Source organism: Bradyrhizobium sp. F1.4.3, assembly GCF_040548375.1.
Classification (GTDB): Bacteria; Pseudomonadota; Alphaproteobacteria; order Rhizobiales; family Xanthobacteraceae; genus Bradyrhizobium.
In genome coordinates this window covers 182,009-207,155 of the sequence record NZ_JBEPRN010000012.1, presented here as the reverse complement: position 1 = coordinate 207,155, position 25,147 = coordinate 182,009, and the positions used below count along the sequence as shown (strand labels likewise).

Genomic DNA, 25,147 nt, shown 5'->3' with positions numbered 1-25,147 from the left:
GTGCCGTCAACCGAGAGGCCGCAGCATCCTGGATCATCCGCCCCAGTGCGCAATTGCGCACAAGGCGGATGATGACGTCAATGGTTGCGGAACGCGCGCGGCCTCACGCCACGTTCTGATCGAGAATGTCCACCGCCTCTTGCAGGTTCACCGAGACGAGCTGCGACACGCCGCGCTCGGCCATGGTGACGCCGAACAGCCGGTTCATCCGCGCCATCGTGATCGGGTTGTGCGTGATGATGATGAAGCGCGTGTCGGTCGAGCTGGTCATCTCGTGCAGCAAATTGCAGTAGCGCTCCACGTTGTGGTCGTCGAGCGGCGCGTCGACTTCGTCCAGCACGCAGATCGGCGAAGGATTGGTGAGGAACACCGCGAAGATCAGCGCCATCGCGGTCAGCGCCTGCTCGCCGCCCGAGAGCAGCGACAGCGTCTGCGGCTTCTTGCCCGGGGGCTTGGCGATGATCTCGAGGCCGGCTTCCAGCGGGTCGTCGCTCTCGATCAGATGCAGCGCCGCCTCGCCGCCGCCGAACAGCTCGACGAACAGGCGCTTGAAGTGGCTGTTGACGACCTCGAACGAGGTCAGCAGCCGCTCGCGCGCCTCCTTGTTGAGGCTCTGGATGCCCTGGCGCAGCCGCTTGATGGCTTCGACGAGATCGTCGCGCTCGGTGGTCAGGCTGGTGTGCTGGGTCTCGACCTCGCGCAGCTCTTCCTCGGCGCGCAGGTTCACCGCGCCCAGTCGCTCGCGGTCGCGGCGCAGCTTTTCCAGCTCTTCCTCGGTCTCGCCGAGCGGCGGCAGCTCGGCGCCGGGCTCGATCTCGGCAAGGCCGGCGACCGCCTGCGGCTCGACTTCCAGCATGTCGCGGATCTCGCGCTCGATGTCGTCGAGCCGGCGCCGGGCGCCTTCCATGCGCTCCTCGGCGCGTGCAGTCGCCTCGCGTGAGCTCGACAGTGCCTCGAGCGTCAGCTTCGCGGCACGATCTGTCTCCGCCATCGCGGTTTCCGCGGCCGCAAGCGCGTCGGCGGCGACGCGGCGGTCGTTCTCGGCATATTCGATCTCGGTGATCAGCGCGCTGCGCTTCTCGGCGAACACGGCCGGTGCGTTTTCGAGATCGCTGCGCTCGATCGAGACTTCGGTGATGCGGGCCTGAATGGTGTCGATGTGGGAGGCCGCGCTGCCCTTGCGGTTCTGCCACTCGGTGCGCTCGGCGAGGATCGCCTGTACGCGGCGGTCGGCCAGCTCGGCCTCGCGCGCCAGTGCCTGCGCCTCGGCGCGGACTTGCGCGGCCATGCGGCGATGGCCTTCGATGTCGCTGCGGACGGCGGCGAGACGGGTCTCGGTATCTTCGCTCGACGGCAGTTCGGAGATCGCGGCGGCAGCATATTCATGCGCGGCCTCGGCCTCGGCGCGGTCGGCGGCGAGACGGCTGTGCGCTTCGATCAGCGCCGATTTGCGCGCGGAGTGACGGTTGATCTCGCGCTCGGTGGTGGCATGGCGCTCGCGCGCCGTATTGAGCTCGCGCTGGGCAGCACGCCAGGCTTCACGCGAGGCGCCTTCGGTACTGGCCGCCATCTGCAGCTCGGCTTCGGCATTCTCCAGCGCCTGACGCTTGATCTGCGCGTCGATGCGGGCCTGCTCCAGCTCGTTCTCGAGGTCGACGAGGCGGGCGCGCTCGGCAAGACGCCGCGCCGCGCCGGTCGGGGCGTGAGCGGCTGCGACGAAGCCGTCCCAGCGCCAGACGTCGCCCTCGGGCGAGACCAGCCGCTGGCCGGTCTTGAGCTGCGAGACGAGTTCGGCGCCGCGTTCGCGCGGCACTACGCCGATCTGCGCCAGGCGGCGCGAAAGCTCGGCCGGCGCCTGCACATGGTTGGCGAGCGGCACGACGCCCGCGGGCAGCGCGGGATCGCCTTCGGTGACGCCGGCATTGGTCCAGCGCATCGGCGCGGACGGATCAACGGGTGCATCGAGATCGTCGCCGAGTGCTGCGCCGATCGCCTTCTCAAAACCCTTGTCGACGGTGATGCCGTCGATGATCGGCGGCCACAGATTCTTGGTCTCGCCGTTGACGATCTTGGCGATCGTGCGCGCCTCGGTCTCGAGCCGCTGCACGCGCTTGTCGGCCTCGTTCAGCGGCGAGCGCGAGGATTCCAGCGTCTGGCGCGCGGCGACGTGCGCGGATTCGCTGGCCTGCGCGGCGGCTTCGGAGGCCGCCAACGTCTGCTCCGCGTTCTCGACGATTGCGGTCAACTCGTCGAGATCGCCAAAGCCGCCGGTCTCATCCGCAAGCTTCTGCTCTTCGGCGGCGACATTCGCGATCTCCTGGTCGAGCCGGGCGAGCTTGTCGCGGTGGGTGCGGACATTGGCCTCGAACTGATTGCGCTTGGCAGTGAGGTCGGCGAGCGCGGTGGTAAGCTCGGAGAACTGGCCCTCGGCTTCGGTCAGCACCGCCTCGGCCTCAGCGACGCGCTCGTCGACGCCTGAGCGCTTCTCGACGCGCGACTTGATCTCTTCCTTGAGTTCGGCGTCTTCGGTGTCGAGCCGCTCGAGCGCGACATCGGCATCCATGGTCTGTTGCTGGGCGCGGGCAATGTCGCCCTCGAACTGGGTCAGCCGGCGCTCGAGTTCGGCCACGCGTTCCTTGGCGCGCGCCTCCTCGCGGTCGAGCAGTTCGCGTGCATTGGTGAGGCGCTGAAGGCCCGCCGCGGCGCGCGCTTCGGCATCGCGCAGCGCCGGCATCTCGGCGGCGCGGATTGCCTGGATGCGCGCGGCTTCAGCCTGGTGCTGGGTGCGCTCGGCCATCTCGCGGACGGCGAGATCATGGGTGTGGCCGGACTCGTTCACATCGGCATGCGCGCCGATCCAGCGCAGATGGAATAGGGTTGCTTCCGCCTTGCGGACCTTGGAAGCGACCTCGCGATAGCGTACGGCCTGGCGGGCCTGCTTCTTCAGGCCTTCCATCTGGCCCGCGAGCTGACCGATCACGTCCTCGACGCGGGTGAGGTTGGTTTCGGCCGCCTTCAGCCGCAGCTCGGCCTCGTGGCGGCGGGCGTGCAGGCCGGCGACGCCGGCGGCGTCTTCCAGCACGCGGCGGCGCTGCTCGGGCTTGGCCTGGATGATCTCGCCGATCTTGCCCTGGTGGACGAGCGCCGGCGAGCGCGCGCCGGTGGCGGCATCCGCAAACAGGATCTGCACGTCGCGGGCGCGCACGTCGCGGCCGTTGATGCGATAGACCGAGCCAGCCTCGCGCTCGATGCGGCGGGAAATTTCGAGAAGCTGGCTGTCGTTCATCGCCGCCGGCGCGGTGCGATCGGCGTTGTCGATCGTCATCGTCACTTCGGCGTGGTTGCGCGCGGGACGGTTGCCGGAGCCCGCGAAGATCACCGCATCCATGTCGGCGGCGCGCAGCGATTTGTACGAGGTCTCGCCCATCGCCCAGCGCAGCGCCTCGACGAGATTCGACTTGCCGCAGCCGTTGGGTCCGACCACGCCGGTCAGGCCGGGCTCGATGACGAAATCCGTGGCCTCAACGAAGGACTTGAAGCCGTGAAGGCGCAGGCGGGTGATTTTCATAGGCACGCATCTCTGTTGGCAGGCGCGAATCCCCCTGCCGGGACAATACCATGGAATGCAATGTCGCTATCCGGGCGAGTCGCGCGAGGCGCCTCATGCGGCTGGACAATGGCCGCGGTGCGCCGCGAGGGCAACCGGCCAAAGCCGCTTTTCCCAAGGGATTTGTGACGGGAAAGATACGGCTTTTGAGATGCGAATCAGGCGTTGAGCGTGAAAATCAGCTCTTGAGCAGCGGATTGATCTTCTTGGCGAATTCCTCGAACGAGGTCTCGCCCTTGATCTTCTCGCCGTTGACGAAGAAGGTCGGCGTGGAATCGACCTTCAGAACGTCGCTCGCATATTTCTGGTCGGCGGCGATCTTGTCGAGCAGCGCCTGGTCCTTCAGGCAGGCTTCGACCTGCTGCTGGGTGAGGCCGGCCTGCTTGCCGATCCGCGTCAGCGTCTCCGTGGTATTCTTCACCACCCAGTCGTTCTGCTGGCGGAACAGCATGTCGGTGACGGCGAAGTATTTCGGCGCGTCGCCATTGGCGATGCAGCGCGACAGCATCGAGCCGGCGGCGGCTTTGATGTCGAGCGGGAACTCGCGGAAGATGTAACGCACCTTGCCGGTGTCGATGTATTCCGACTTGATCTTGGGGAACACCTGCTCGTTGAAGGCGGCGCAGTGCGGGCAGGTCATCGAGGCGAATTCGGTGATGGTGACGGCGGCGTCCTTCGGGCCGAGCGCCATGTCCGGCAGCGACACCGGCTTGGCGACATCGGTCGCGGCCTGCGCCATTGCTTCAGGGATCATGGCCTCGGAGATGAACCGCAGCGGGGAGAGCCCGGCGAGCGCGGCAAGCCCGGTCAGCGACAGCATCGTGGTGAAGGCGCGGCGGGTGATGATCAAGGTCGGCTCCCGGGATTGGCGTGGCGTCGCCCGAAGTTCCCGTTCGGGCGGCCTGTCGCTAGCTTGAAACGTGGTTTGAGGCAATGGCGAGCGGCAAGGACGGGTCCAGATTAGCGGCGGAATAAGGCTCAATTTCGCTTGATGGCGGCCCCGAGCCGCGCCAGCGCCGTCTTCAATTGTTCATCTTCGATGTCGCCCAGGCTCTCCGCCACCTTGGCGACGCTCTTGGGGTCCGGCGGGCCGGGCCGGACCGGCCGACGGGCCCGCGACAGCGGCGCCTGGCGGAAGGCCAGCTTGCCGACCGCGCTCCAGCCGAAGAAGCGGTTGACCCGCTCCAGGATCACGTCGGCCGAGTGCTGGATCTCCAGCGCCATCGGGCCCTCGACCCGCAGCACCAGCGTCGCCGGCTCCTGTGGCTGGCCCTCGACCGGCCGCGGCCATTGCATCTTGAGGGGCTCGGCATGGGCCGCGATCTCCGGTCCGGCAATCTGCGCCCAACGTGTCACCAGCTCGCGCGCGGCAAAGCCCTGCTTGGCATAGGCCTCGGCAAAGACGTCGTTGAGCAGCAGCGACAGCGGCTTTGCGCTGATCGGGCCAGGTTTGGAAAAGCGGGCCATAGCTATGCTGCCGCGCGGGGCCGGATGGCCTTCAAGTCGCGATCGATCTCGCGGCGCCGCTGCATCAAATCGTAATCCATCTGGAGGCCCAGGAAAAAGCCCTCCGACAGACCAAAATAGCGGGCGAGCCGCAGGTCCGTGTCGGCTGTAATGTCACGCTTGCCGAGGACGATCTCGTTGATCCGCCGTGGCGGCACGCGGACGGCGCGCGCCAGCGCGTTCTGGCTGAGCTCCATCGGCTTCAAAAATTCCTCCAGCAGGATTTCGCCCGGATGGGGATTGCGGAGGAGCCCGTTCCTAGCCGTGGTAGTCGACGATTTCGACATCTCTCGGTCCTCCCTCGTCCCAAACAAAGCAGATGCGCCACTGATCATTGATCCGGATCGAATGTTGACCCAGGCGGTCGGCCTTCAGCGCTTCCGGCCGGTTGCCCGGGGGAACCCTGAGATCGACCAACACGCGTGCCTGATTCAACAAGCGCAGCTTTCGCAAAGCGACGTTCTGAATATCTGGCGGCAGCTTTCGGCTTCGCCGCCCGGACCAGATCAACGCTGTCTCGGAGTTTGCGAAGCTCTGGATCATGTCCATGTATAACGTAAGGCGTTATAGCGCGCAACGTTCTGGCGTGCTGGCCACAGACCGAATCCTGCTTTAGGAAAGGCGAATGCCTTCCACAACCGCGCTCAAGAAGGAACAGAGGTCAGCGGCGCGCACCTCGCCCGCTCGTCCCGCCTTGCTGCTCCAATGGTACGATCGCCACCGTCGCCGATTGCCCTGGCGGGCCGCTTCCGGCGAGACGTCGGACCCTTACCGGGTCTGGCTCTCGGAGATCATGCTCCAGCAGACCACGGTGAAGGCTGTCGGGCCCTATTTCGAAAAGTTCGTCGCGCGCTGGCCGGATGTCAGCGCGCTCGGCCGGGCTTCGCTGGACGACGTGCTGCGGATGTGGGCCGGGCTCGGCTATTACTCGCGCGCGCGCAATCTCTATGCCTGCGCTGTCGCGGTGACGCGCGACCATGGCGGGGCCTTTCCCGATAACGAGGAGGGGCTGCGTGCACTGCCGGGCATCGGGCCTTATACGGCCGCCGCGATTGCCGCGATCGCCTTCGATCGCCGCACCATGCCGGTCGACGGCAACATCGAGCGCGTGGTGTCACGCCTCTTCGCGGTCGAGGAGGAACTGCCGCAGGCCAAGCCGCTGATCCAGCAACTGGCCGCGACGTTGCTGGCGGATACTCGCGCAGGCGACGAGAAGTCTCGCGCCGGCGACAGCGCGCAGGCGCTGATGGATCTGGGTTCCTCGATCTGCACGCCAAAGAAACCGGCTTGCTCGCTATGTCCGCTGAACGAGGATTGCGTCGCGCGTGCGCAGGGCACCCAGGAAACATTTCCGCGCAAGGCGCCGAAGAAGAGCGGAACGCTGCGGCGCGGTGCTGCCTTCGTCGTCACGCGCGGCGACGAGCTGCTCGTCCGCACGAGGCCAGAAAAGGGCTTGCTCGGCGGCATGACCGAGGTGCCGGGCTCAGACTGGCTCGCGGGCCAGGAGGACAAGACGGCGAAGCAGCAGGTGCCGGAACTGAAGGGGCTCTCGCGCTGGCAGCGGAAGGTCGGCGTGGTCACCCACGTCTTCACGCATTTTCCGTTGGAGGTGGTGGTCTATACGGCGAAGGCCGAAGCCCGCACGCGGGCGCCCGAGGGGATGCGCTGGGTGCCGATCGCGACCCTTGCCGATGAGGCGCTGCCCAACGTCATGCGCAAGGTGATCGCGCATGGATTGGGCTGAAACCTCATTCGTACATCTTTCCGCATTTCCCAGGAGTGTCGCGCTGCGGCGTATCGACTGCTGACACGATGATGTCAGCAGGCCTACGCTACCTGTTGACGGCAACGGAGGTTTCGCATGGTCAAGACCGCGCTCGACAACTTCAAGAGGCCGCCCTGCGCCGAGCTGCTGGGATGGCGCCTGCTCGATGCCCGTCCCGAGGATGGCTGGATCAAGCTCGCCTTCGAGGGCAAGCCCGAGTTCTGCAACCCGGCGGGCTTCATCCAGGGCGGCATGCTCTCGGCCATGCTCGACGACACGATGGGGCCGGCCGTGCTCGTGATGAGCGAAGGCCGGCTCTACACCACCACCATCAGCATGACCGTGAATTTTCTGGCGCCCGCAAAGCCCGGGCCGATCATCGCCGAGGCGACGGTCACGCAACTCGGCAAAACCATCGCGTTCGTCGAGGCCAAACTGATGGCCGAGGACGGCACGGTGCTGGCGACGGCAACGGCGAGCGAGCGGTTGCTGGAGGCGGCGAGGGTGGTGGGCAAATAGCCGGGCCGCGCGCGATGTCCCTTCTCCCCTTGTGGGAGAAGGTGGCGCGAAGCGCCGGATGAGGGGTCGCTTCAGCGAACGCTAACGCAAGAGAGTCGCAAGAGTCGCGCGCCGAGACATACCCCTCACCCGAGTGAGTCTGTGTCCACCTGCGTCGCTGCCCTCTCCCACAAGGGGCGAGGGCACATCAACGTGCATCTCGCTAGAAAAACTCACGCCCCCACCCGCTTCGCATCCCCACTCACGATCGGCGGCTTGGCATTCAGCGCTTCGACCTGGAAGCCCGCCACGCGCTTGTAGTTCGCGGCGACGTCTTCCAGCTCCTGCTGCGACAGCACGTCGGTGACGACCTCAAAGCCGTCCGGCGCGCGCTCTTCGACCAGCTGCATCACCTGCTCGGGGCCGTTCTTGCGGTTGAGCAGGACGAGGTCGGTGGTCGCAGGCCTTCGCGCGGCCTCATAAGCGAGCAGCGCCGCCGTCGTGGGACCATGTGCCAGGATCTCGCGGGTGATAACGCGGGCATCGAGGATCGCCTGCGACGCGCCGTTCGAGCCGATCGGGTACATCGGATGCGCGGCATCGCCCATCAGCGTGGTGCGGCCAAAGGTCCATTGCGACACCGGATCGCGGTCGACCAGCGGATATTCATAGGCGTGCGGGCAGTTCTTGATCAGGCCGGGCACATCGAGCCAGTCGAACTGCCAGCTCTCGAACCAGGGCAGGAACTCCTCGAGCCGCGCGGTGCGGTTATAGTCCTCGCGGCGCCACTGATAGGTCGGCGGCATGTGGCGCTCGGCGACCCAGTTGATCAAATGGTTGCCGGCGGCATCGGGCGCCTTCGAGATCGGATAGCAGACGAATTTCAGGATCTCGTGGCCGGCCATGATCATGGTGCGGCCGCTGAGGAAGGCTTTTGACGGCGTGACGCCACGCCAGAGGATGCGGCCGTTCCAGATCGGCGGTCCTTCCTGCGGATAGAGCTTTTCGCGCGCCGCAGAATGGATGCCGTCGGCGGCGATCAGGATCGCGCCTTCGTAGGTGCCTGCGGCTTTGCCGGTCGCCTTGTCGATGAAGTCAGCGCGGATGCCGTCGGCGGTCTCGCTCGACGCGGTCAGGTGATGGCTGGTGAGGATGTTCTCGCGGCCGAGCCGCTCGATCGCGGTGTCGAGCAGGAGCTGCTGCAGCGTGCCGCGATGGATCGAGAATTGCGGCCATTTGTAACCGGCCTCCAGCCCGCGCGGCTCGCTCCAGATCGGTTTGCCGTGCTTGGAGAAATAGGCGAGCTCACGGGTTCGGACGCCGCTGGCGTCGAGCTTGTCCATCAACCCGAGCTCGATCAGCTCGCGCACCGCGTGCGGCAGCACGTTGATGCCGACGCCGAGCGGCTTCAGGTCCGCGACGCTCTCGAACACTTTTACGGGAACGCCGATTCCGTGCAGGCTGAGCGCAAGCGTCAGCCCGCCGATGCCGCCACCGGCGATGAGTACGGTCATGACAAAACCCCTCCGATTGCGGGCGTCTTGGCACAGCCGGGCGGATGTGGGCAACTGCGAAGAGAATGTCATGCTATAGACCTTAGGGACGACAGCCGTTAATTTCCAGCTTTCCCATGAGGTCAGACATGCTCAAGCTCTTCTACGCCACCGGCACCTGCGCGCTCGCCACCTACATGACCCTGGAGGAGGCCGGCGCCGACTACACGGCTGAACGGCTGAGCTTCAAGGACAACCAGCAGAACAGCCCGGATTATCTCGCGATCAACCCGAAGGGCCGCGTGCCGGCCCTGGTGACCGATCGTGGCGTCCTCACCGAGACGCCGGCGATGCTGGCGTACATCGCGCAAACCTTCCCCAAGGCGAAGCTCGCGCCGCTCGACGATCACTTCGACTTCGCCCAGGTGCAGTCGTTCAACTCCTATCTCTGCTCGACCGTGCACATCAACCATGCCCACAAGATGCGCGGCGCGCGCTGGGCGACGCAGGAGAGCTCGTTCGCCGACATGAAGGCGATGATCCCGAAGACCATGAGCGCCTGCTTCTCGCTGATTGAACAGAAGATGTTCAAGGGGCCGTGGGTGATGGGCGATCAGTTCACGATCTGCGATCCCTATCTCCACACGCTCTCGAATTGGCTCGAAGGCGACAGCGTCGACATCAACGCGACGCCGAAGATCGCGGATCATTTCAAGCGGATGTCCGACCGCCCCGCCGTGCGCAAGGTGATGGACGCGCAGAAGGGGTAACAACCCCGGTGTCGTCCCGGGCAAGCGTAAGCGCAGGCCCGGGACCCATAACCACAGGGAGCGGTTGTGGCGCGAAGGCGGTAACTCCGAGTCCCCGTAACCACTTCTTCCTGTGGCTATGGGTCCCGGATCGGCGCGCGCTTGGGGCGCGCTTGTCCGGGACGACACTGTGTTTGTTGAAGCTGCATCCTATCCAGCCTTCCGCTTCTCCAGCTCCCGCCCCGTCTCCAGCATCAGCCGCCGCAGCCAGATCGAGCCGGGATCCATCTGTGCCCGCGTCGGATAGAACATGAACTGCTCGTCGATGCCGGGATCGAGCGGCGGTGTCACTGCGGCGAGGCCGAGCTGTTTTGACAGCGCCGCGATCAGCCGGCGCGGCACGAAGGCGACGAGGTCGGTGCGGGCGGCGACGTGCAGCGCTTCGAGATAGCCTGACACCACCAGCGAAATGTGCCGCTCGATGCCCTTGGCCCGGAGCCAGGTGTCGATCAAATCCTCGCTATTGCCGCGGATGATCACGCCGACATGGCGCGCGGCCAGGAACACCTCGCGCCGCTTCAGCTTCGCAGCCCCGGGGTGGTCGCGCCGCACCGCGAGCGCATCGCTGTCGGTGTAGAGCAACTGGCGGTGAAAACCCCGAAAGGCGTTGCCGATCGAGATCACGAGGTCGATGGTGCGGGCGAACTCGACGTGGAAGATCGCCGGCCCCCGCCACGGCACGACATCAATGCGGACGTTGGGCGCGGCCTGCGTCACCCTTTCCATCAAGGGTGGCATCAAGAGCTCGACTGCGAGATCCGGCATCATCAGCCGGAATTGCCGTTCGCTGCGCGCCGCGTCGAAGTCCTCCGACACGAACAGCCCGCGCACCTGGTCGAGCGCCTGCGCCAGCGGTGCGCGTAGCGCTTGCGCCCGGGGCGTCAGCTCCATCCGCGCACCGGTGCGCACCAGCAGCGGATCGCCGAAGATGTCGCGCAGGCGTTGCAGCGCGTGGCTTGTTGCCGGCTGCGACAGGCCGATGCGCAGGGCGGCGCGGCTGACATTGGCCTCGCGCAGCAGCGCGTCGAGCGCGGTGAGGAGATTGAGGTCGAGCGAATTCAAATTCATGAGGCGAATAGATATCATATCCTCTATCGATTTGAAGAATTCTCATCGAGCAGCGATCATCTCCGTGTTGCCACCACAAGGAGATGCCGCCATGAGCGCGAGCGCCAACAAGAAACTGATGCAGGATATCTTTGCCGCCGCCGCCAATCCCGATCCGGCCGCGCGCGACCGCGCTCTGTTCACCGCAAGCCTTGCCGACGATGCCAAATGGGTCGTGACCGGCCAGTACTCCTGGTCGCGCACCTTCATGGGAAAGGAGGCGATCATGAATGATTTGCACGGCTACGTGCGGACCCGCCTTCGCGACCGGACGCGCACTGTCGCCCACCGCTTCATCGCCGATGGTGACATCGTCGTGGTGGAAGCCAAGGGCGACAACGTCACCCCGGAAGGCGTGCGCTACGACAACGATTATTGCCTGGTGTTTCGTCTCGAGGACGGCAAGATCAAGGAGATCCGGGAATATTGCGACTCGGTCCTCACCGAGAAGGCGCTGGGGCCATTTCCAGAGTCGGCACGGCGCACGGCGGCCGGTTGATCCGAACTGGATATGGGATGCCCTCGGCCGGTGGCGAGCCTTTGTCGCCGGCCGCTGCTGGCCTTGCGCCAAAACCTTGCGCAACTGCTGATAAAATCAGCAGATTTTGTGCGGGCCGACTTGAGTGCGCGCGAAGAATTTGAAGGTTCAATTAACGAGTGTCCCCCATTGTGTCGCGGTGCAGCGTGGGTCGCCGGGTCGCGACGCGTGGCTGCCAGGGTGGCCGGTGACGATCGCCGGAGTTGTTCGGCCGCTCGAATTCACATGCTTCTGGGTGGACAGTGGGAATGCCGAAGTTTGGTTTGCGGATCAGGGGACGCCTGTACGCAGGTTTCATGGCCCTGGTGGCGGTTGGTCTCGTCATGGCGGTGGTTGCCGTCTGGAATTTGCGGGCGGTGCAGGAGCAGGTCGCAAAGGCCTCGGCGTTTTCGGACAGCACCGCGCGGGTGCTCGAGATCTCGACCCATCTCCAGGCGATCCAGCGGGCCAATTTGCGTTACATTTACGACGCCAACGAGCCCGCGATGAGGGAGGCGTCGGAACGGGAGACTGCTGCGACCGAGCTGTTGAAGGTCGGGGCGAAGGGAACGCTCTCCGACGAGCGGCGGAAGCTTTACAACGATCTTATCGAAGACATCGCGAAGATGAAGACCCTGCGCGACAATCTCGGCGACGCCGTCAATGAGGCGAGGACCGGGAAGGCGACACTGTTGCCGAGCGGCGATGAGCTGACCGTCAAGATGGGCAAACTGGTCGATGCGGCGCGCGCATCCGCTGATGAAGACACCGCAGCGCTCGTCGCAGACCTCGAATCCCGGCTCCTTCTCGTTCAAATCGCAAACTGGCGTTTCCTGGCCTTGCGCGACACCAAGGGGCCTGCGAATTTCCGCACGAATGCGGACAGGGCGGCGCAACGGCTCGCGGCGCTCGAAAAGAGCCCGCAGGCGGCGGAATTGCGAACTGCCATCGCTCCGGTGAAGACCTCGTTCGGAATCTACAAATCCGCATTCGAGACGACATCCGCGGCGATGCTTCAGGCCGACGAGATCTACCACAAGAGCCTCGCGCCCCTGATCGTCGAGAGCATCGGCAAGCTCAAGGTTGCCGAGACCGCCCTCAAGAAGGATTACAAGGAGTCGCGCGCCACCGCCGAAGCCGTGATCGACGGCACGACGTCCGTGCAGGAGATCGCAGGCGGCCTCGCCACCCTGTTCGGATTGATCGTCGCCTTCCTGATCGCCCGCAGCATCGTAGGTCCCCTGACCTCGATGACACGCGCGATGGGGCTGCTTGCCGGCGGCAATCTCGAGGTCGAGATCCCCGGCCGCGGCAAGGCCGACGAGATCGGCGACATGGCCAAGGCGATCGACGTGTTCAAGGACAACATGGTCGCCACCGAGCGCCTGCGTCACGAGCAGACCGAGCTCGAGGCGCGGCAGGCCGAGAGCCGCAAGGCCGACATGGTCAGGCTGGCCGACCAGTTCGAGCAGGCGGTCGGCGAGATCGTCGACACCGTGTCGTCCGCATCGCACGAGCTCGAAGCCTCGGCCGGCACGCTGACGGCGACCGCCACGCACGCGCAGGATCTATCGACCGAAGTGGCGTCCGCGTCGCAGGAAGCCACGGCCAACGTGCAGGCCGTTGCGTCCGCCACCGAAGAGCTTTCCTCCTCGGTCAGCGAGATCGCGCGTCAGGTTCAGGAGTCCGCCCGCATCGCCAGCGAGGCCGTCGGCCAGGCGAGCAGGACCAACGATCGCGTCAGTGAACTCTCCAGGGCCGCCGCCCGCATCGGCGATGTGGTCGAGCTGATCAGCACCATCGCCGGCCAGACCAACCTGCTGGCGCTGAACGCCACGATCGAGGCGGCGCGGGCGGGCGAGGCCGGCCGAGGCTTCGCCGTGGTCGCCTCCGAGGTCAAGGCGCTGGCCGAGCAGACCGCGAAAGCCACCGGCGAGATCGCCCAGCAGGTGTCGGGCATCCAGGCCGCGACCGAGGAGTCGGTCGGCTCGATCCGGGAGATCAGCGGCACCATCGAGCGGCTGTCGGAGATTTCGTCGACGGTTGCAGCCGCGGTGGAAGAGCAGGGCGCCGCCACGCAGGAGATCTCTCGCAACGTCCAGCAGGCAGCCCATGGCACCCAGCGCGTCTCGACCAATATCGGCGACGTGCAGCGCGGCGCCTCCGAGACCGGCTCGGCCTCCTCGCAGGTGCTGTCGGCGGCGCGTTCGCTGTCGGCCGACAGCAACCGGTTGAAGCAAGAGGTCGCCAGGTTCCTGAACTCGGTCCACGCGGCCTAGTCGACACGCCTCGCAAAAGCAAAAGGCCACGCGCATGCGCGTGGCCTCAAACAACGGCGTAGGGCGATCAGGCCACCTTGGTCGTCATGTGCCTGAACATGTTGCCGCGGGCCTCGTCGTCCATTTCGGCCTTGAAGGTGAACTTGTCCTTCAGCGCGATCGCACGCGCCGCCGCAGGGCGTGCGGTGATCTCGTCCACCAGCCGCTTCACGTTCGGATATCGCGTGAAGGCGTCGTCGCCGAGCTTGAACGGCACCATCCGCGCCCAGCCCCACAGCGCCATGTCGACGATCGAATAGCTGTCGCCGACCATGTAGCGGCGGCCAGCGAGGTGACCGTCGAGAATCTTGTAGTGGCGATCGGTCTCGTACTGGTAGCGGTTGTGGGCGTAGTCGTGGTTCTGGTCCTTTGGCGCGAAATGCTTGAAGTGCACGGCCTGGCCTGAATAGGGCCCGACGCCGGTGGCGACGAACATCAGCCATGACAGCGTCTCGCCGCGCACAGCGGCGGCGGGCAGGAATTTGCCGGTCTTCTCGGCGAGATAGAGCAGGATGGCGTTGCTGTCGAAAACGATCGTGCCGTCATCGTCGATCGCCGGTACCTTGCTGTTCGGATTGATCTTCAAATAGTCCGGCGTGAACTGCTCGCCCTTGCGGGTGTCGACCTTTACCGGCTCGAACGCCAGGGCGGCTTCTTCGAGATAAAGCGCGACCTTGGTCGGGTTGGGCGATCCGTTGAAATAGAACTTGAGCATGTTTGTCTCCCCAGTTCCCGTTTTAGAGAACGAACGCAGCGTCATGCCGCGGGCGTCCTTCTCTTGCCTGAACCTGGTCCGGGGGCACAACCGGCGAGTTTGCCGTACGGTATCTGCGCGCCGCGCAGATCAGCCGGCGTAACAGAGGCCGATCGCCGCCGTAATTATCATGGCCGCACCCACGGCCTCGAGCCGCAGGGCCAGCCGCGTCGCCGTGTGCATGTTGGAGGCCTGCGTGGCGCGTTCCGATCCCCGCGCATAGCCGTGAACGATGACGTCGTGATTGAAGGCGTCGTGGGCCTCGTTGCTGCTGGCGAGCCCGACGCAAACAATGAGCACGCCGAAGAGGGCAAGGCCGAAGAATCCCAACAGCCCGATCAGGAACATCGGAAACATGCCAACCAGGAAGATCGGCAGGAGCGGCACCAGCAGCAATGTCTCGGACTGTCGTCGCATGGGAGCCGGCCGGTCAGGACGGGGCTAATCGGTCAAATCTAGTCCTGACGGTGGCGGCTTTCAACCACCCCTCGTCATTCCGGGCTCGCCCGCCTTGCGAGCGCCCCGGAATGACGATCGAGAGGGAAACTACTCCGCCGCCATACCTGCGCGGATTTCGGCGCGGAGTTCGTCGATCAGCTTGAGGCCCTTCTTGGTCTCGACGTGCCAGAAGGTCCAGCCGTTGCAGGCGGCAGCCCCTTGCGCCACCGCGCCGATGCGGTGGATCGAGCCGACCTTGTCGCCGAGCATGATGGCGCCGTCGGCACGCACCAGCGCGCCGAGCTTTTTCTTGGCGTCGAACAGCTTCGTGCCGGGCATGATCATGCCGCGCTCGATCAGCTCGGAGAACGCGACCCGCGGCGCGTCGCGCGCGGTCATGAAGGGAGCGAGGCTCTCCTCCGGCAGCGGCTCGACCGCGGCGATGCGGGCCTCTGCCGCCTTGGCATAGGTCTTGTCGCGCTCGAAGCCGATATAGGAGCGGCCGAGGCGCTTTGCGACCGCGCCGGTGGTGCCGGTGCCGTTGAAGGGATCTATCACGAGATCGCCGGGCTTGGACGACGACAGCAGCACGCGCGCGAGCAGGCCTTCCGGCTTCTGCGTCGGATGAACCTTCTTGCCGTCGGCGCCCTTGAGGCGTTCTTCGCCGGTGCACAGCGGGATCAGCCAGTCGGAACGCGCCTGCACGTCCTCGTTGGCCGCCTTCAGCGCCTCGTAGTTGAAGGTATAGCCCTTGGCCTTCTCGTCGCGCGCGGCCCAGATCATGGTCTCGTGCGCGTTGGTGAAGCGGCGGCCGCGGAAATTCGGCATCGGGTTGGACTTGCGCCAGACGATGTCGTTCAGGAGCCAGAAGCCGAGGTCCTGCATGATCGCGCCGACGCGGAAGATGTTGTGATATGAGCCGATCACCCAGATCGTCGCCGACGGCTTCATCGCAGCGCGCGCGGCGAGCAGCCAGGCGCGGGTGAAATCGTCATAGGCGGAAAACGAATCGAACTTGTCCCAGTCGTCGTCGACGGCGTCGACATGGGATTCGTCGGGGCGCTTGAGATCGCCCTTGAGCTGGAGGTTGTAGGGCGGATCTGCGAACACCAGATCGACCGAACCTGCCTGAAGCTTCGACATCTCGGCGACGCAATCACCGAGAATGATGCGATGCGAGGCGGACTCAAAATTTGTGCGGGGCGCCCTTGCAGACGCCCCGCGACGCGACTCTACCATGACTCAAGAACTCTGACTCAGGCGACGCTGTCGGCGACGCGGGACCAAACAACCGACTGACCGTTACATTGAAGCGGCAAAGTAAAAATCGACTTAACCCGCTGCTTTTGTGAGCAGGCGTCGCATCGCGCTTTGCGCGTGGTTCGTTGCGCGCATTCTCCGTGTTTTGCAGTGTATTTCGTGCTTCTTCGCGTTGCGGGAGCAGTCGAGACTGCAAATTTCCCTCGGAAAAAACTGCACGATCCTCGGAAAAAATTGCTGGCCCCGGCACGCTGCCGCACTAGGCAATAATTGCCGAGCGGGATATTGATTAACGCAATGGAAATTTTACGTCTGTGGCACGCTGAGCTTTTCGCGTTTCTGCGTGCCCACGCCGTGCAATCGACGACCTGAGGGAAGCCCGCCATGCGATATGATGATTTCCGCCGCAGCGACGACGTCGAGGATCGTCGCGGCGATGATGGTGGCGGCGGCGGAGGCGGCGGGTTCGGTCTGCCGATGGGCGGCGGTGGGCTCGGCATCGGCACCGTCATCGTGCTCGGCCTGATCGGCTACGCCTTCGGCATCGATCCGCGCATCCTGATCGGCGGCGCGGAGATTCTCACCGGCGGCGGCCAGGCACCGAGCTACCAGACCGATCGCCAGTCGTCCTCGACCGCCAAGCGCGGTGCGCCGACCGACGAGATGGGCAGCATGATCGCCGGCGTGCTCGGCGAGATCGACGATCGCTGGAGCGAGATCTTCCAGGCCAGCGGCCAGTCCTACACCGGTCCTAGGATCGTGCTGTTCCGCAACGCCACCAATGGCGGCCGCTGCGGCATGGCGCAGTCGGCGATGGGGCCGTTCTACTGCCCGCCTGACAAGACCATCTTCCTCGACACCGGCTTCTTCCGCGAGGTCGAGACGCGCTTCCGCGGCTGCTCCGGCAACGCCTGCAAGTTCACCGCGGCCTACATCATCGCGCATGAGGCCGGCCATCACATCCAGAACCTGCTCGGCATCATCCCGCGCGTGACGCGGCTCCAGCAGCAGGCCGGCAGCAAGGCCGAGTCGAACGCGCTTCAGGTCAAGGTGGAGCTCCAGGCCGACTGCCTGTCGGGCGTCTGGGTCAACCGCGAGGAGAAGAAGCGGCCTGGCTTCCTCGAAGCCGGCGACATCGACGCCGCGCTGACCACGGCGAGCGCGATCGGCGACGACACGCTCCAGCGCCAGGCGACGGGCAGGGTGGTGCCGGATTCCTTCACCCATGGCTCGGCCGCGCAGCGCAAGCAGTGGTTCATGACCGGCTATCAGCAGGGCACGGTGCAGGCCTGCAACACGTTCGGCAGCGGGGCATTGTAGTACACTGGTTGTGACGTCATCCTGAGGTGCTCGCCCCTTGGCGAGCCTCGAAGGATGGCGAGCCCGTGGCCCATCCTTCGAGGCTCGCCCTGCGATGCGCTTGCACCGCACGGCGAGCACCTCAGGATGACGTCGGTGGGCGGGAAAGAAGGTGCGTTGAAATGCCCTCCATCGACGAATCAAAACAGTTCATCCCGCTCAACATCGCGGTGCTGACGATCTCCGACACGCGCGCGCTCGCCGACGACAAGTCCGGGCAGACGCTCGCCGATCGCCTCACCGCGGCTGGGCATCATCTCGCCGCGCGCGAGATCGTCACCGACGACGTCGAGGCGATCCGCGCGGTGATCCGCCGCTGGATTGCGGATGCCGGCATCGACGTCGTCATCACCACCGGCGGCACCGGCTTTACCGGGCGTGACGTCACGCCGGAGGCGATCGAGCCCTTGTTCGAGAAGCGCATGGACGGTTTCTCGATCGCCTTCCATATGATGAGCCACGCCAAGATCGGGACCTCGACGATCCAGAGCCGCGCCACCGCGGGCGTTGCGGGAGCGACGTATATCTTCTGTCTCCCTGGTTCTCCCGGCGCCTGCCGCGATGGCTGGGACGGCATCCTCGCCGCCCAGCTCGACTACCGCACCCGCCCGTGCAACTTCGTCGAGATCATGCCGCGGCTGGACGAGCATTTGCGACGGCCGAAGGCGCAAGGCGCGACGGTCTAAGCGCTTGCTTTCTTCCCTACTCCCCTCATGTCCGCCGAAGCCTTGGCGAAGGCGGATGTGGAAGAAGGTGGCATAGGCGGCCTTCGGCCGCCGTTCTTAAGAGAACGCCGAAGCGAAGCTTCGGCTATGGCGCCGGATGAGGGGTGTCTATCCGCGCGCACTGATGCTCGCTGAGACAGACCCCTCACCCTAGTGAGTGCGCGTCTACCAGCGGTGCTGCCCTCTCCCACAAGGGGCGAGGGCGCAATAATGCGCATCGCGCCTGGTGATCCAGTGACCGTTGCTACTTCTTCCGCCTTAGCGAACCCCACACCATCCGCCGCAAATTCCGGCATGCCTCCGCGCGCAGCCGGCGGGCACGGCGTTTGTAAAGATCGACAAGCTCTGCGGCGACGTTGTTCGCGAGCTCGTGCCGCGGACGCATCAGAGATCGCGCTCCCAGGTCTCGCCGATCAGGTTCTGGCCAAAGCTGCGGTGCGGCTCGGTCGCGGTCAGCTTGAAGCCCGCGTCCTCGTAGATTTTTCGCGCGGCGATCAGATTGCTCTGCGTCCACAGCGTCATCCTTCGATAACCGCAGGCGCGTGCGAACGAGACGCATTCGGCGACCAGCCGCTGGCCGAGGCCCTGTCCGCGCGCGGCCGGATCGAGCAGCAGCAGGCGAAGTTTGGCGACGTCGTCGCTCGCCTTCACCAGAAACACCGAGCCGACCGGGCGGCCCTCGATGTCGGCGATCCAGCAACGCTCGCGCGAGGCGTCATAGGATGTCATGTACTTGGCGACGATCTCGGCGACCAGCGCCTCGAAGCCGGAATCGAAACCGTATTCGCTGGCATAAAGCGCGCCGTGGCTCTGCACCACCCAACCCATGTCGCCGGGACGCGGATCGCGCAAGGTCGCAGCTCGCGCCGGCGTGCGCGGCAGGCCGAGCAGCCGCTCGATCGTCTCCATCGCGCCGGTCAACTTCTTGCGGTCCTCACCGGGCAACGGCCGCAGCATCGCGGCGACGTCGTCCTGGGTCACGCGTTCGAGCTTGGCGAAAGCCTGGCGGCCTTTCGCGGTCAGGCTCAACTGGTATTGCCGGCGATCGCTTGCGAGCGGCTTGCGCGCAATCAGCCCGCCCTCGTCAAAATTCTGCACGATGCGGCTGAGATAGCCGGCGTCGAGCCCGAGCGCGACGCCAATCTCCTTGGCCGATTGCTCGCCGCCAGTTTGCTTACCACCATGAGCGAGCTCGTAGAGCACGCGCGCCTCGCTCAGCGAGAACGGGCTTTTCAGGAGCCGCTGGTCGAGCACGCCGAGCTTGTGGGTGTAGAAGCGGTTGAAGGCGCGAACCGCGAGAACCTGGTCCTCGGAGACCTGATCCTCGAAGACCTGGCCGCCGGAAAACGGGTCAGTCGAATGCGTCGGGCTTGATGGCATGGGGCACCTCGATACTTGCCATTGTCAATCAACTATTTGACTTTGGCAAGTATTTGATGTGCTCACCCGACCATGACGATCCGGCTCCGCAGCAGCGTGCGTGATGAGCGGCCGAGCCGCCGCAAAAGGCGCGCCTCGGAACGGCGGGCCTGGGGTGGATAGCCACCGATCCGGTCGTAATGATCACGCGCGATCAAAAGTCCCTGATCGCCGAGGGGGCCGGCAAGCTTTCGCACCATGGAGCGCAGGAAGTCGCGGAACCCGGTATCTGCGTAAGGGGAACGAGCGTATCGGAACACGGCCGCACGATCCCGGCCGCTCGCCGAGACGGCCTGGATGAACTGGGTGGTCTCCTCGATCCAGCCGGTCTCCAGCACGGCGCCGGCGGGGAGGAACATCAGCCAGGGCGAACGGGCCTGGAGCGCGCCGGCGGCCAGCGCTGCGCCTTGTGACGACCCCTCGTAGCCGATGAAACGGCAGCCGGCGACGTCGGCAACGCGCTCGATGACGCCGTTGCGGGTGCCGTCGATCAGGAGGACTTCGCGGATGATGCCGGCCGCGGCACCCGGTACCAGCGCGGCCAGAGTTGCGACCGCCGTCTGCTCGACGCCTTCGGTCGGAATGATGACGCTCAACATGATTGGGCTTCGGTATCTGCGACTTCGGGAGAAGCGTAGCTTGTTATGATGTTGTCATAAACATGCTGCGCTGCCGAGCGCAACTTTTTGGCCGCGCTTCGGCGTTCGATGGTAAACCCGCCAAACCATCGCAGCCGAATGTGTCGCGCGCAGGGTGGCCATATTGCCGAATGTTTCGGCAAACGCTCACGTGACCGTAGGAAACCGGATATCGCCGACGCGATTGTCGGGCATCTGCCGATCACGTTCTCGCAAGCGTCGGTATCGCGATCGACGGCTCGGCCAGGAAAAACCTGCAATGATGGAAAGAGGCGACGTCATCCGTCCGAAGCATGTGGCCAGCTGCCGCCGGGTTACGCCCACACCGCCCACCGGCCGGTCGCTTCGCCGTGGCCCGTACAGGATGTCCGCGTGAACGTCGATCAATTGTCCATTGGCACGACGCCAACATCGCCGAAACAGGAGGCCGCGCCGACCTTGCGGATCCGTGCCTTGATGCTGGGCGACCGCATCAATGCCTCGGGTCTCGAGCTCGGCCCGTTGGTGTCCTCGACGCCGGCCGCCTTCCGCGTCCATGCGGGCCTTGCCGTGATCTTCCGCTACGGGGTCGTGGTGCTGATCGGCCTCCTTCCGTCGGAGGAGAAGGTTCTGATCGATAGCCTCAAGCCGCGGGTGATCGGCGAGCTCAGCCCCTATGAGGAAGAGACCGCGCAGGCGCAGCTCTGCAAAGACGAAAACGCCGAGGCGATCCAGCCGGGCGGCCCGATCTGCCTGGCCAAATTCTCCGACGACCGGCTGCTCCTGATTGCGGACGCGCTCGCCAAGAGCACATCGCTGGCGCGCGACGAGCGGCGCGTTGCCGCGGTCTTCGATGTGATCGAGCCCTTCGCGCGCAAGCTCGCCGAGCGCGGCCGCACGCCGCCCCGGCGCAAGGGCATGTTGCGATTGATCGGCAACGCGCTGCTGGTCCAGCAGCGCGTGGCGGGCCGCGTCGCCGTTGCCGAGAAGCCCGACGTGCTCTGGGAGAAGCCGGAGCTCGACCGGCTCTATGCGCGCCTCGAAGACGAGTACGAACTGAAGGAACGTCTGGATACGCTCGAGCGCAAGCTCACGGCCGTGTCGGCGACCGCAAATGCGCTGACCGACATCATCGACACCCAGCGCTCGCTGCGCCTCGAAATTGCGGTGGTGGTGCTGATCGTGATCGAGGTCGCGATCGGCTGCTTCCAGATTTATACCGGCATTCACTGAGCGCCTTGCAGCATCGCGGCGCAATGCCGTGCGATCGTCAGTTCCTCATTGGTGGGGATGACGAAGATGTCGACGGCACTGTCGCTGCCGCTGATGCGTTCGCGCGTTGCGTCATTCGCAACGGGATCGATACGCACGCCAAGCCAGGCCAGACGTTCGCCGATCTCTGCACGGACGTCGTTGCTGTGTTCACCGATGCCACCGGTGAACACGAGGCAATCCAGCCCTTGAAGCGTGTTCGCCATCACCGCGACTTCCTGCGCCACACGGAAGGTGAAGAGATCGACAGCCTCATGTGCCGCGGCCTCGCCGCTCGCAAGCAGCGTGCGCATGTCAGCAGAGATGCCGGAGACGCCGAGCAGGCCTGACTCGTGATAGAGCAGGTGCTCGACATCCTCGACCGACATCTTCTCATGCTGTTGCAGATAGAGCAGGACGCCGGGATCGATGGTGCCGCAGCGCGTTCCCATCACCAGCCCGTCGAGCGGCGTCAGTCCCATCGTGGTGTCGACGCTGCGGCCGTTGTGAAGTGCGCAGAGGCTCGCGCCGTTGCCGAGATGGGCGATGACGGTGCGCCTGGCCGCGAGCTCGGGCGCGATTTCACCGAGGCGGCCCGCAACATGTTCGAAGGAAAGTCCGTGAAAGCCGTAGCGCCGGATGCCGCGCGCCTCGTAACGCCGCGGAATGGCCAAGCGGCTCGCGGGCGGCGTCAGGCCATGGTGGAAAGCTGTGTCGAAACAGGCGATCTGCGTCAGGGTAGGCCGGATCACCCTGATGGTGCGCACCGGTGCCAGGCAGCGCGGCTGATGTAGGGGCGCCAGCGGCGTCAGTGCTTCCAGCTTCGCGTAGACATCGTCCGTCAGTTCGACCGGGCCTGAATAATCAGGCCCGCCGTGAACGATGCGATGGCCTACGGCGCGCAAGCAGTGCTCACCAAAACGGTCCTCGACAAAGGCCAGCACGTCGCCCAACAGATGATCGCCGTCCGTATCAGCCGCCGCTCTTTGCTTCTCGAAGAGATTCTCTCCCGAGGGGCTTTTCACGACGAGCCGCGGCTTGGCCTCGTGCTCGTCAAGCAGGCCCTTGCAGAACAGGGCAGGTTCGGCCGCGGCGATATCGAACAGGCCGAACTTGATGCTCGACGAGCCGGCATTGAGAACGAGCACCGTGTCGGACACCGGCATAACGTCACCCCGCCTTGCCCGGCCAGACCCAGTCGCGGATGTCAGGCATGTCCTCGCCGTGCTCGCGTATGTAGCGCGAATGCTCGATCAGCGCGTCGCGGAACTGCTGCTTCACCTGGGCGGCCTTGGTTGCAAGGCCCGGCACGCGTTCGATCGCCTCGATCGCGAGGTGATAGCGATCGAGCCCATTGAGCACGACCATGTCGAACGGCGTCGTCGTGGTCCCTTCCTCGGCAAAACCGCGCACATGCATCCCGGCATGGTTGGTGCGGTTATAGGTCAGCCGATGGATCAGATAGGGATAGCCGTGATAGGCGAAGATCACCGGCTTGTCGGGCGTGAACAGACTGTCGAAGTCGCGATCGGATAGGCCATGCGGGTGCTGCTCCTTCGGTTGCAGCGTCATCAGGTCGACCACGTTGACGACGCGGATCTTCAAATCCGGCAGCGCCTTGCGCAGGATGTCGACGGCGGCGAGAGTCTCCAATGTCGGCACGTCGCCGGCGCAGGCCATCACCACATCGGGCTCGCCATTCGCGTCCTCCGACCCGGCCCAGGTCCAGATGCCGATGCCGGCGTCGCAATGGTTGGCCGCGTCCTGCATCGAGAGCCATTGCGGCGCCGGCTGCTTGCCGGCGACGATGACGTTGATGCGGTCATAGGTGCGCAGGCAGTGGTCGGCGATCCATAGCAGCGTGTTGGCGTCCGGCGGGAAGTAGATGCGGACGATATCCGCCTTCTTGTTGGCAACCAGGTCGACGAAGCCGGGGTCCTGATGGCTGAAGCCGTTATGGTCCTGGCGCCAGACATGCGAGGTCAGGAGATAGTTGAGCGAGGCGATCGGGCGCCGCCACGGCAGATGGCGGGTGACCTTCAGCCATTTGGCGTGCTGGTTGAACATGGAATCGACGATGTGGATGAAGGCCTCGTAGCAGGAGAAGAAGCCGTGCCGGCCGGTGAGCAGATAGCCTTCGAGCCAGCCCTGGCAGAGATGCTCGCTCAAGACCTCCATGACGCGGCCGTCCTGCGCGAGGTGCACGTCGTAGGGCTCGGTCGGCTCCATCCAGACCCGTTCGGTCGCCTCGAACACGGCATCGAGCCGGTTTGACGCGGTCTCGTCCGGACCCATGATGCGGAAGTTGCGCTCTTGCGCATTGAGGCGGATGACGTCGCGCAGGAATTTTCCAAGCTCGCGCGTCGCTTCTCCCGTCACACCGCCGGGCTGCGGCACATCGAGTGCTAAGCTGCGGAAGTCAGGCAGCTTCAGTTCCTTCTTCAACAAGCCGCCATTGGCATGCGGATTGGCGCCCATGCGGCGGTGGCCTTCCGGTGCGAGCGCCTGGAGCTCGGCCATGAGCGCGCCGTTCGCGTTGAACAGCTTGTCCGGCTGATAGCTGCGCATCCAGTCTTCGAGAATTTTCAGATGCGCGGGATTCTCGCGGCAATTTGCGACGGGAACCTGATGCGCGCGCCAAAAGCCTTCGACCTTCTTGCCGTCGACCTCCTTCGGGCCGGTCCAGCCCTTCGGGCTGCGCAGCACGATCATCGGCCAGCGCGGCCGCTCGACGCTCTTGCGGCCGTCGCGGGCGTGCTGCTGGATCGAGCGGATGCTGGCGAGCGCGACGTCGAGCGCGTCGGCCATGGCCCGGTGCATCAATTTGGGATCGTCGCCCTCGACGAACAGCGGCTCGTGGCCAAGCCCACGGAAGAGATCGCGGATCTCCTCGTCGCGCATCCGGCCGAGCACGGTCGGGTTGGCGATCTTGTAGCCGTTGAGATGCAGGATCGGCAGCACCGCGCCGTCATGTGCGGGATTGAGGAACTTGTTCGAGTGCCATGACGCCGCGAGCGGGCCGGTCTCGGCCTCGCCGTCGCCGACGACGCAGGCGACAACCAGTTCGGGATTGTCGAACGCCGCGCCATAGGCATGCACCAGCGCGTAGCCGAGCTCGCCGCCTTCGTGGATCGAGCCCGGCGTTTCCGGCGCCGCGTGGCTCGGAATGCCGCCGGGGAAGGAGAACTGCCTGAACAGCTTGCGCAATCCATCCGCGTCGCGCCCGATGTTCGGATAGATCTCGCTGTAGCTGCCTTCGAGATAGGTGTTGGCGACCATGCCAGGGCCGCCATGGCCGGGACCGCAGACGTAGATCATGTCGAGGTCCAGCGCGCGGATGACGCGGTTGAGATGGGCGTAGATGAAGTTCAATCCGGGCGTCGTACCCCAATGGCCGAGCAGACGCGGCTTGATGTGCTCGGGCCGCAGGGCATCGCGCAGCAGCGGATTGTCCAGCAGATAGATTTGCCCGACGGACAGATAGTTGGCGGCACGCCAGTAGCGATCGAGGAGATCGAGTTCACTGCTCGCGGCGCCCGATTGTCGTTGATTTGTCATGTTCCTGCCGACCTTCACCGGGATCGTCACCAACGGTGTTCGGGGGCGATCGATCCTTCGGCGGGATCAAACGGGTTCGCGGCGACGCCGGTGTTGCGTGAAGTCAAAGGAACGCGCGCGAAGTTTGGGCAGCTCTACTTTGCATG

22 protein-coding genes are annotated in these 25,147 nt (G+C 65.1%); 8 read left to right on the top strand and 14 right to left on the bottom strand.

Going from position 1 to position 25,147, the window contains the following annotated elements; genetic code table 11:
- Window positions 1-103: 103 nt before the first annotated feature.
- The 5 genes from smc to ABIB73_RS26805 form a co-directional block, all read right to left on the bottom strand.
- The gene (smc, locus tag ABIB73_RS26825) at window positions 104-3,568 is read right to left on the bottom strand and encodes a chromosome segregation protein SMC (protein WP_354228819.1); all 3,465 of its coding nucleotides are present in this window, start codon (window positions 3,566-3,568) and stop codon (window positions 104-106) included.
- Window positions 3,569-3,785: 217 nt separating this feature from the next.
- Window positions 3,786-4,457, bottom strand: a complete 672-nt coding sequence (locus ABIB73_RS26820; protein WP_354228818.1) for a DsbA family protein — start codon at window positions 4,455-4,457, stop codon at window positions 3,786-3,788.
- Between the two features lie 128 nt (window positions 4,458-4,585).
- Window positions 4,586-5,074 (bottom strand): DUF721 domain-containing protein, encoded by a 489-nt coding sequence (locus ABIB73_RS26815; protein ID WP_354228816.1) that lies wholly within the window; start codon window positions 5,072-5,074, stop codon window positions 4,586-4,588.
- A 2-nt stretch (window positions 5,075-5,076) separates the two neighbouring features.
- Window positions 5,077-5,400: a HigA family addiction module antitoxin gene (locus ABIB73_RS26810; protein WP_334535905.1), complete on the bottom strand. Its 324-nt coding sequence runs from the start codon at window positions 5,398-5,400 to the stop codon at window positions 5,077-5,079.
- The gene (locus ABIB73_RS26805) at window positions 5,372-5,656 is read right to left on the bottom strand and encodes a type II toxin-antitoxin system RelE/ParE family toxin (RefSeq protein WP_354228857.1); all 285 of its coding nucleotides are present in this window, start codon (window positions 5,654-5,656) and stop codon (window positions 5,372-5,374) included. The genes ABIB73_RS26810 and ABIB73_RS26805 overlap by 29 nt, the downstream gene beginning before the upstream one ends.
- 82 nt (window positions 5,657-5,738) lie before the next feature.
- On the opposite strand from ABIB73_RS26805, the gene mutY reads away from it, so the two are divergent.
- Window positions 5,739-6,857 carry an A/G-specific adenine glycosylase gene (gene mutY, locus ABIB73_RS26800; protein WP_354228814.1) on the top strand — a complete coding sequence of 373 codons (1,119 nt, stop codon included), beginning with the start codon at window positions 5,739-5,741 and terminating at the stop codon, window positions 6,855-6,857.
- 117 nt (window positions 6,858-6,974) lie between these two features.
- Window positions 6,975-7,397 (top strand): PaaI family thioesterase, encoded by a 423-nt coding sequence (locus ABIB73_RS26795; protein ID WP_354228812.1) that lies wholly within the window; start codon window positions 6,975-6,977, stop codon window positions 7,395-7,397.
- Window positions 7,398-7,609: 212 nt separating this feature from the next.
- On the opposite strand, the gene ABIB73_RS26790 is transcribed toward ABIB73_RS26795, so the two are convergent.
- Window positions 7,610-8,890 (bottom strand): flavin-dependent oxidoreductase, encoded by a 1,281-nt coding sequence (locus ABIB73_RS26790; protein ID WP_354228810.1) that lies wholly within the window; start codon window positions 8,888-8,890, stop codon window positions 7,610-7,612.
- 128 nt (window positions 8,891-9,018) lie between these two features.
- Between ABIB73_RS26790 and ABIB73_RS26785 the strand changes: the two genes are divergently transcribed.
- The gene (locus tag ABIB73_RS26785; protein WP_354228808.1) at window positions 9,019-9,639 is read left to right on the top strand and encodes a glutathione S-transferase family protein; all 621 of its coding nucleotides are present in this window, start codon (window positions 9,019-9,021) and stop codon (window positions 9,637-9,639) included.
- A 189-nt stretch (window positions 9,640-9,828) separates the two neighbouring features.
- Here the strand turns inward: ABIB73_RS26785 and ABIB73_RS26780 are convergent, their stop codons facing one another.
- Window positions 9,829-10,746, bottom strand: a complete 918-nt coding sequence (locus ABIB73_RS26780) for a LysR family transcriptional regulator (RefSeq protein WP_354228806.1) — start codon at window positions 10,744-10,746, stop codon at window positions 9,829-9,831.
- Window positions 10,747-10,837: 91 nt separating this feature from the next.
- Here ABIB73_RS26780 and ABIB73_RS26775 point away from each other — a divergent pair, with 91 nt between their 5' ends.
- Window positions 10,838-11,284, top strand: coding sequence for a nuclear transport factor 2 family protein (locus tag ABIB73_RS26775; protein WP_354228804.1), 447 nt, complete (start codon window positions 10,838-10,840; stop codon window positions 11,282-11,284).
- A gap of 287 nt (window positions 11,285-11,571) precedes the next feature.
- Entirely contained in the window at window positions 11,572-13,581 is a 2,010-nt protein-coding gene (locus tag ABIB73_RS26770; protein ID WP_354228803.1) for a HAMP domain-containing methyl-accepting chemotaxis protein, read from the top strand.
- A 67-nt stretch (window positions 13,582-13,648) separates the two neighbouring features.
- Here the strand turns inward: ABIB73_RS26770 and ABIB73_RS26765 are convergent, their stop codons facing one another.
- The 3 genes from ABIB73_RS26765 to ABIB73_RS26755 all read right to left on the bottom strand — a co-directional run bounded on the left by ABIB73_RS26765 (window position 13,649) and on the right by ABIB73_RS26755 (window position 16,051).
- On the bottom strand, window positions 13,649-14,335 hold the full coding sequence (locus ABIB73_RS26765) for a glutathione S-transferase family protein (protein WP_354228801.1): 687 nt from the start codon (window positions 14,333-14,335) through the stop codon (window positions 13,649-13,651).
- 129 nt (window positions 14,336-14,464) lie between these two features.
- Window positions 14,465-14,791, bottom strand: coding sequence for a hypothetical protein (locus tag ABIB73_RS26760; RefSeq protein WP_354228799.1), 327 nt, complete (start codon window positions 14,789-14,791; stop codon window positions 14,465-14,467).
- Window positions 14,792-14,920: 129 nt separating this feature from the next.
- On the bottom strand, window positions 14,921-16,051 hold the full coding sequence (locus tag ABIB73_RS26755; RefSeq protein WP_354228797.1) for a site-specific DNA-methyltransferase: 1,131 nt from the start codon (window positions 16,049-16,051) through the stop codon (window positions 14,921-14,923).
- 405 nt (window positions 16,052-16,456) lie between these two features.
- Here ABIB73_RS26755 and ypfJ point away from each other — a divergent pair, with 405 nt between their 5' ends.
- Window positions 16,457-17,392, top strand: coding sequence for a KPN_02809 family neutral zinc metallopeptidase (ypfJ, locus tag ABIB73_RS26750; protein WP_354228795.1), 936 nt, complete (start codon window positions 16,457-16,459; stop codon window positions 17,390-17,392).
- Window positions 17,393-17,553: 161 nt separating this feature from the next.
- Complete coding sequence (gene moaB, locus ABIB73_RS26745) at window positions 17,554-18,117, top strand: molybdenum cofactor biosynthesis protein B (RefSeq protein WP_354228793.1); 564 nt, start codon at window positions 17,554-17,556, stop codon at window positions 18,115-18,117.
- A gap of 423 nt (window positions 18,118-18,540) precedes the next feature.
- On the opposite strand, the gene ABIB73_RS26740 is transcribed toward moaB, so the two are convergent.
- Window positions 18,541-19,536, bottom strand: coding sequence for a bifunctional helix-turn-helix transcriptional regulator/GNAT family N-acetyltransferase (locus tag ABIB73_RS26740; RefSeq protein WP_354228791.1), 996 nt, complete (start codon window positions 19,534-19,536; stop codon window positions 18,541-18,543).
- A 62-nt stretch (window positions 19,537-19,598) separates the two neighbouring features.
- Window positions 19,599-20,174 (bottom strand): glycosyltransferase family protein, encoded by a 576-nt coding sequence (locus tag ABIB73_RS26735; RefSeq protein ID WP_354228789.1) that lies wholly within the window; start codon window positions 20,172-20,174, stop codon window positions 19,599-19,601.
- Between the two features lie 411 nt (window positions 20,175-20,585).
- Here ABIB73_RS26735 and ABIB73_RS26730 point away from each other — a divergent pair, with 411 nt between their 5' ends.
- On the top strand, window positions 20,586-21,425 hold the full coding sequence (locus tag ABIB73_RS26730) for an RMD1 family protein (RefSeq protein ID WP_354228787.1): 840 nt from the start codon (window positions 20,586-20,588) through the stop codon (window positions 21,423-21,425).
- Here ABIB73_RS26730 and ABIB73_RS26725 read toward each other — a convergent pair.
- Window positions 21,419-22,609 carry an acetate/propionate family kinase gene (locus ABIB73_RS26725; RefSeq protein ID WP_354228785.1) on the bottom strand — a complete coding sequence of 397 codons (1,191 nt, stop codon included), beginning with the start codon at window positions 22,607-22,609 and terminating at the stop codon, window positions 21,419-21,421. The genes ABIB73_RS26730 and ABIB73_RS26725 overlap by 7 nt on opposite strands.
- Before the next feature lie 4 nt (window positions 22,610-22,613).
- Window positions 22,614-25,001: a phosphoketolase family protein gene (locus tag ABIB73_RS26720; protein ID WP_354228783.1), complete on the bottom strand. Its 2,388-nt coding sequence runs from the start codon at window positions 24,999-25,001 to the stop codon at window positions 22,614-22,616.
- Window positions 25,002-25,147: the final 146 nt, after the last annotated feature.

Bases quoted from the DNA above. Each gene is read 5' to 3' on its own strand.
- ABIB73_RS26740 (WP_354228791.1), bottom strand. From the start codon at position 19,536: ATGCCATCAAGCCCGACGCATTCGACTGACCCGTTTTCCGGCGGCCAG.
- ABIB73_RS26720 (WP_354228783.1), bottom strand. From the start codon at position 25,001: ATGACAAATCAACGACAATCGGGCGCCGCGAGCAGTGAACTCGATCTC.
- ABIB73_RS26805 (WP_354228857.1), bottom strand. From the start codon at position 5,656: ATGATCCAGAGCTTCGCAAACTCCGAGACAGCGTTGATCTGGTCCGGG.
- ABIB73_RS26765 (WP_354228801.1), bottom strand. From the start codon at position 14,335: ATGCTCAAGTTCTATTTCAACGGATCGCCCAACCCGACCAAGGTCGCG.
- ABIB73_RS26810 (WP_334535905.1), bottom strand. From the start codon at position 5,400: ATGTCGAAATCGTCGACTACCACGGCTAGGAACGGGCTCCTCCGCAAT.
- moaB (WP_354228793.1), top strand. From the start codon at position 17,554: ATGCCCTCCATCGACGAATCAAAACAGTTCATCCCGCTCAACATCGCG.
- ABIB73_RS26785 (WP_354228808.1), top strand. From the start codon at position 9,019: ATGCTCAAGCTCTTCTACGCCACCGGCACCTGCGCGCTCGCCACCTAC.
- ABIB73_RS26755 (WP_354228797.1), bottom strand. From the start codon at position 16,051: ATGGTAGAGTCGCGTCGCGGGGCGTCTGCAAGGGCGCCCCGCACAAAT.
- smc (WP_354228819.1), bottom strand. From the start codon at position 3,568: ATGAAAATCACCCGCCTGCGCCTTCACGGCTTCAAGTCCTTCGTTGAG.
- ABIB73_RS26780 (WP_354228806.1), bottom strand. From the start codon at position 10,746: ATGAATTTGAATTCGCTCGACCTCAATCTCCTCACCGCGCTCGACGCG.
- ABIB73_RS26815 (WP_354228816.1), bottom strand. From the start codon at position 5,074: ATGGCCCGCTTTTCCAAACCTGGCCCGATCAGCGCAAAGCCGCTGTCG.
- ABIB73_RS26725 (WP_354228785.1), bottom strand. From the start codon at position 22,609: ATGCCGGTGTCCGACACGGTGCTCGTTCTCAATGCCGGCTCGTCGAGC.
- ABIB73_RS26770 (WP_354228803.1), top strand. From the start codon at position 11,572: ATGCCGAAGTTTGGTTTGCGGATCAGGGGACGCCTGTACGCAGGTTTC.
- ABIB73_RS26790 (WP_354228810.1), bottom strand. From the start codon at position 8,890: ATGACCGTACTCATCGCCGGTGGCGGCATCGGCGGGCTGACGCTTGCG.
- ABIB73_RS26775 (WP_354228804.1), top strand. From the start codon at position 10,838: ATGAGCGCGAGCGCCAACAAGAAACTGATGCAGGATATCTTTGCCGCC.
- mutY (WP_354228814.1), top strand. From the start codon at position 5,739: ATGCCTTCCACAACCGCGCTCAAGAAGGAACAGAGGTCAGCGGCGCGC.
- ypfJ (WP_354228795.1), top strand. From the start codon at position 16,457: ATGCGATATGATGATTTCCGCCGCAGCGACGACGTCGAGGATCGTCGC.
- ABIB73_RS26760 (WP_354228799.1), bottom strand. From the start codon at position 14,791: ATGCGACGACAGTCCGAGACATTGCTGCTGGTGCCGCTCCTGCCGATC.
- ABIB73_RS26795 (WP_354228812.1), top strand. From the start codon at position 6,975: ATGGTCAAGACCGCGCTCGACAACTTCAAGAGGCCGCCCTGCGCCGAG.
- ABIB73_RS26735 (WP_354228789.1), bottom strand. From the start codon at position 20,174: ATGTTGAGCGTCATCATTCCGACCGAAGGCGTCGAGCAGACGGCGGTC.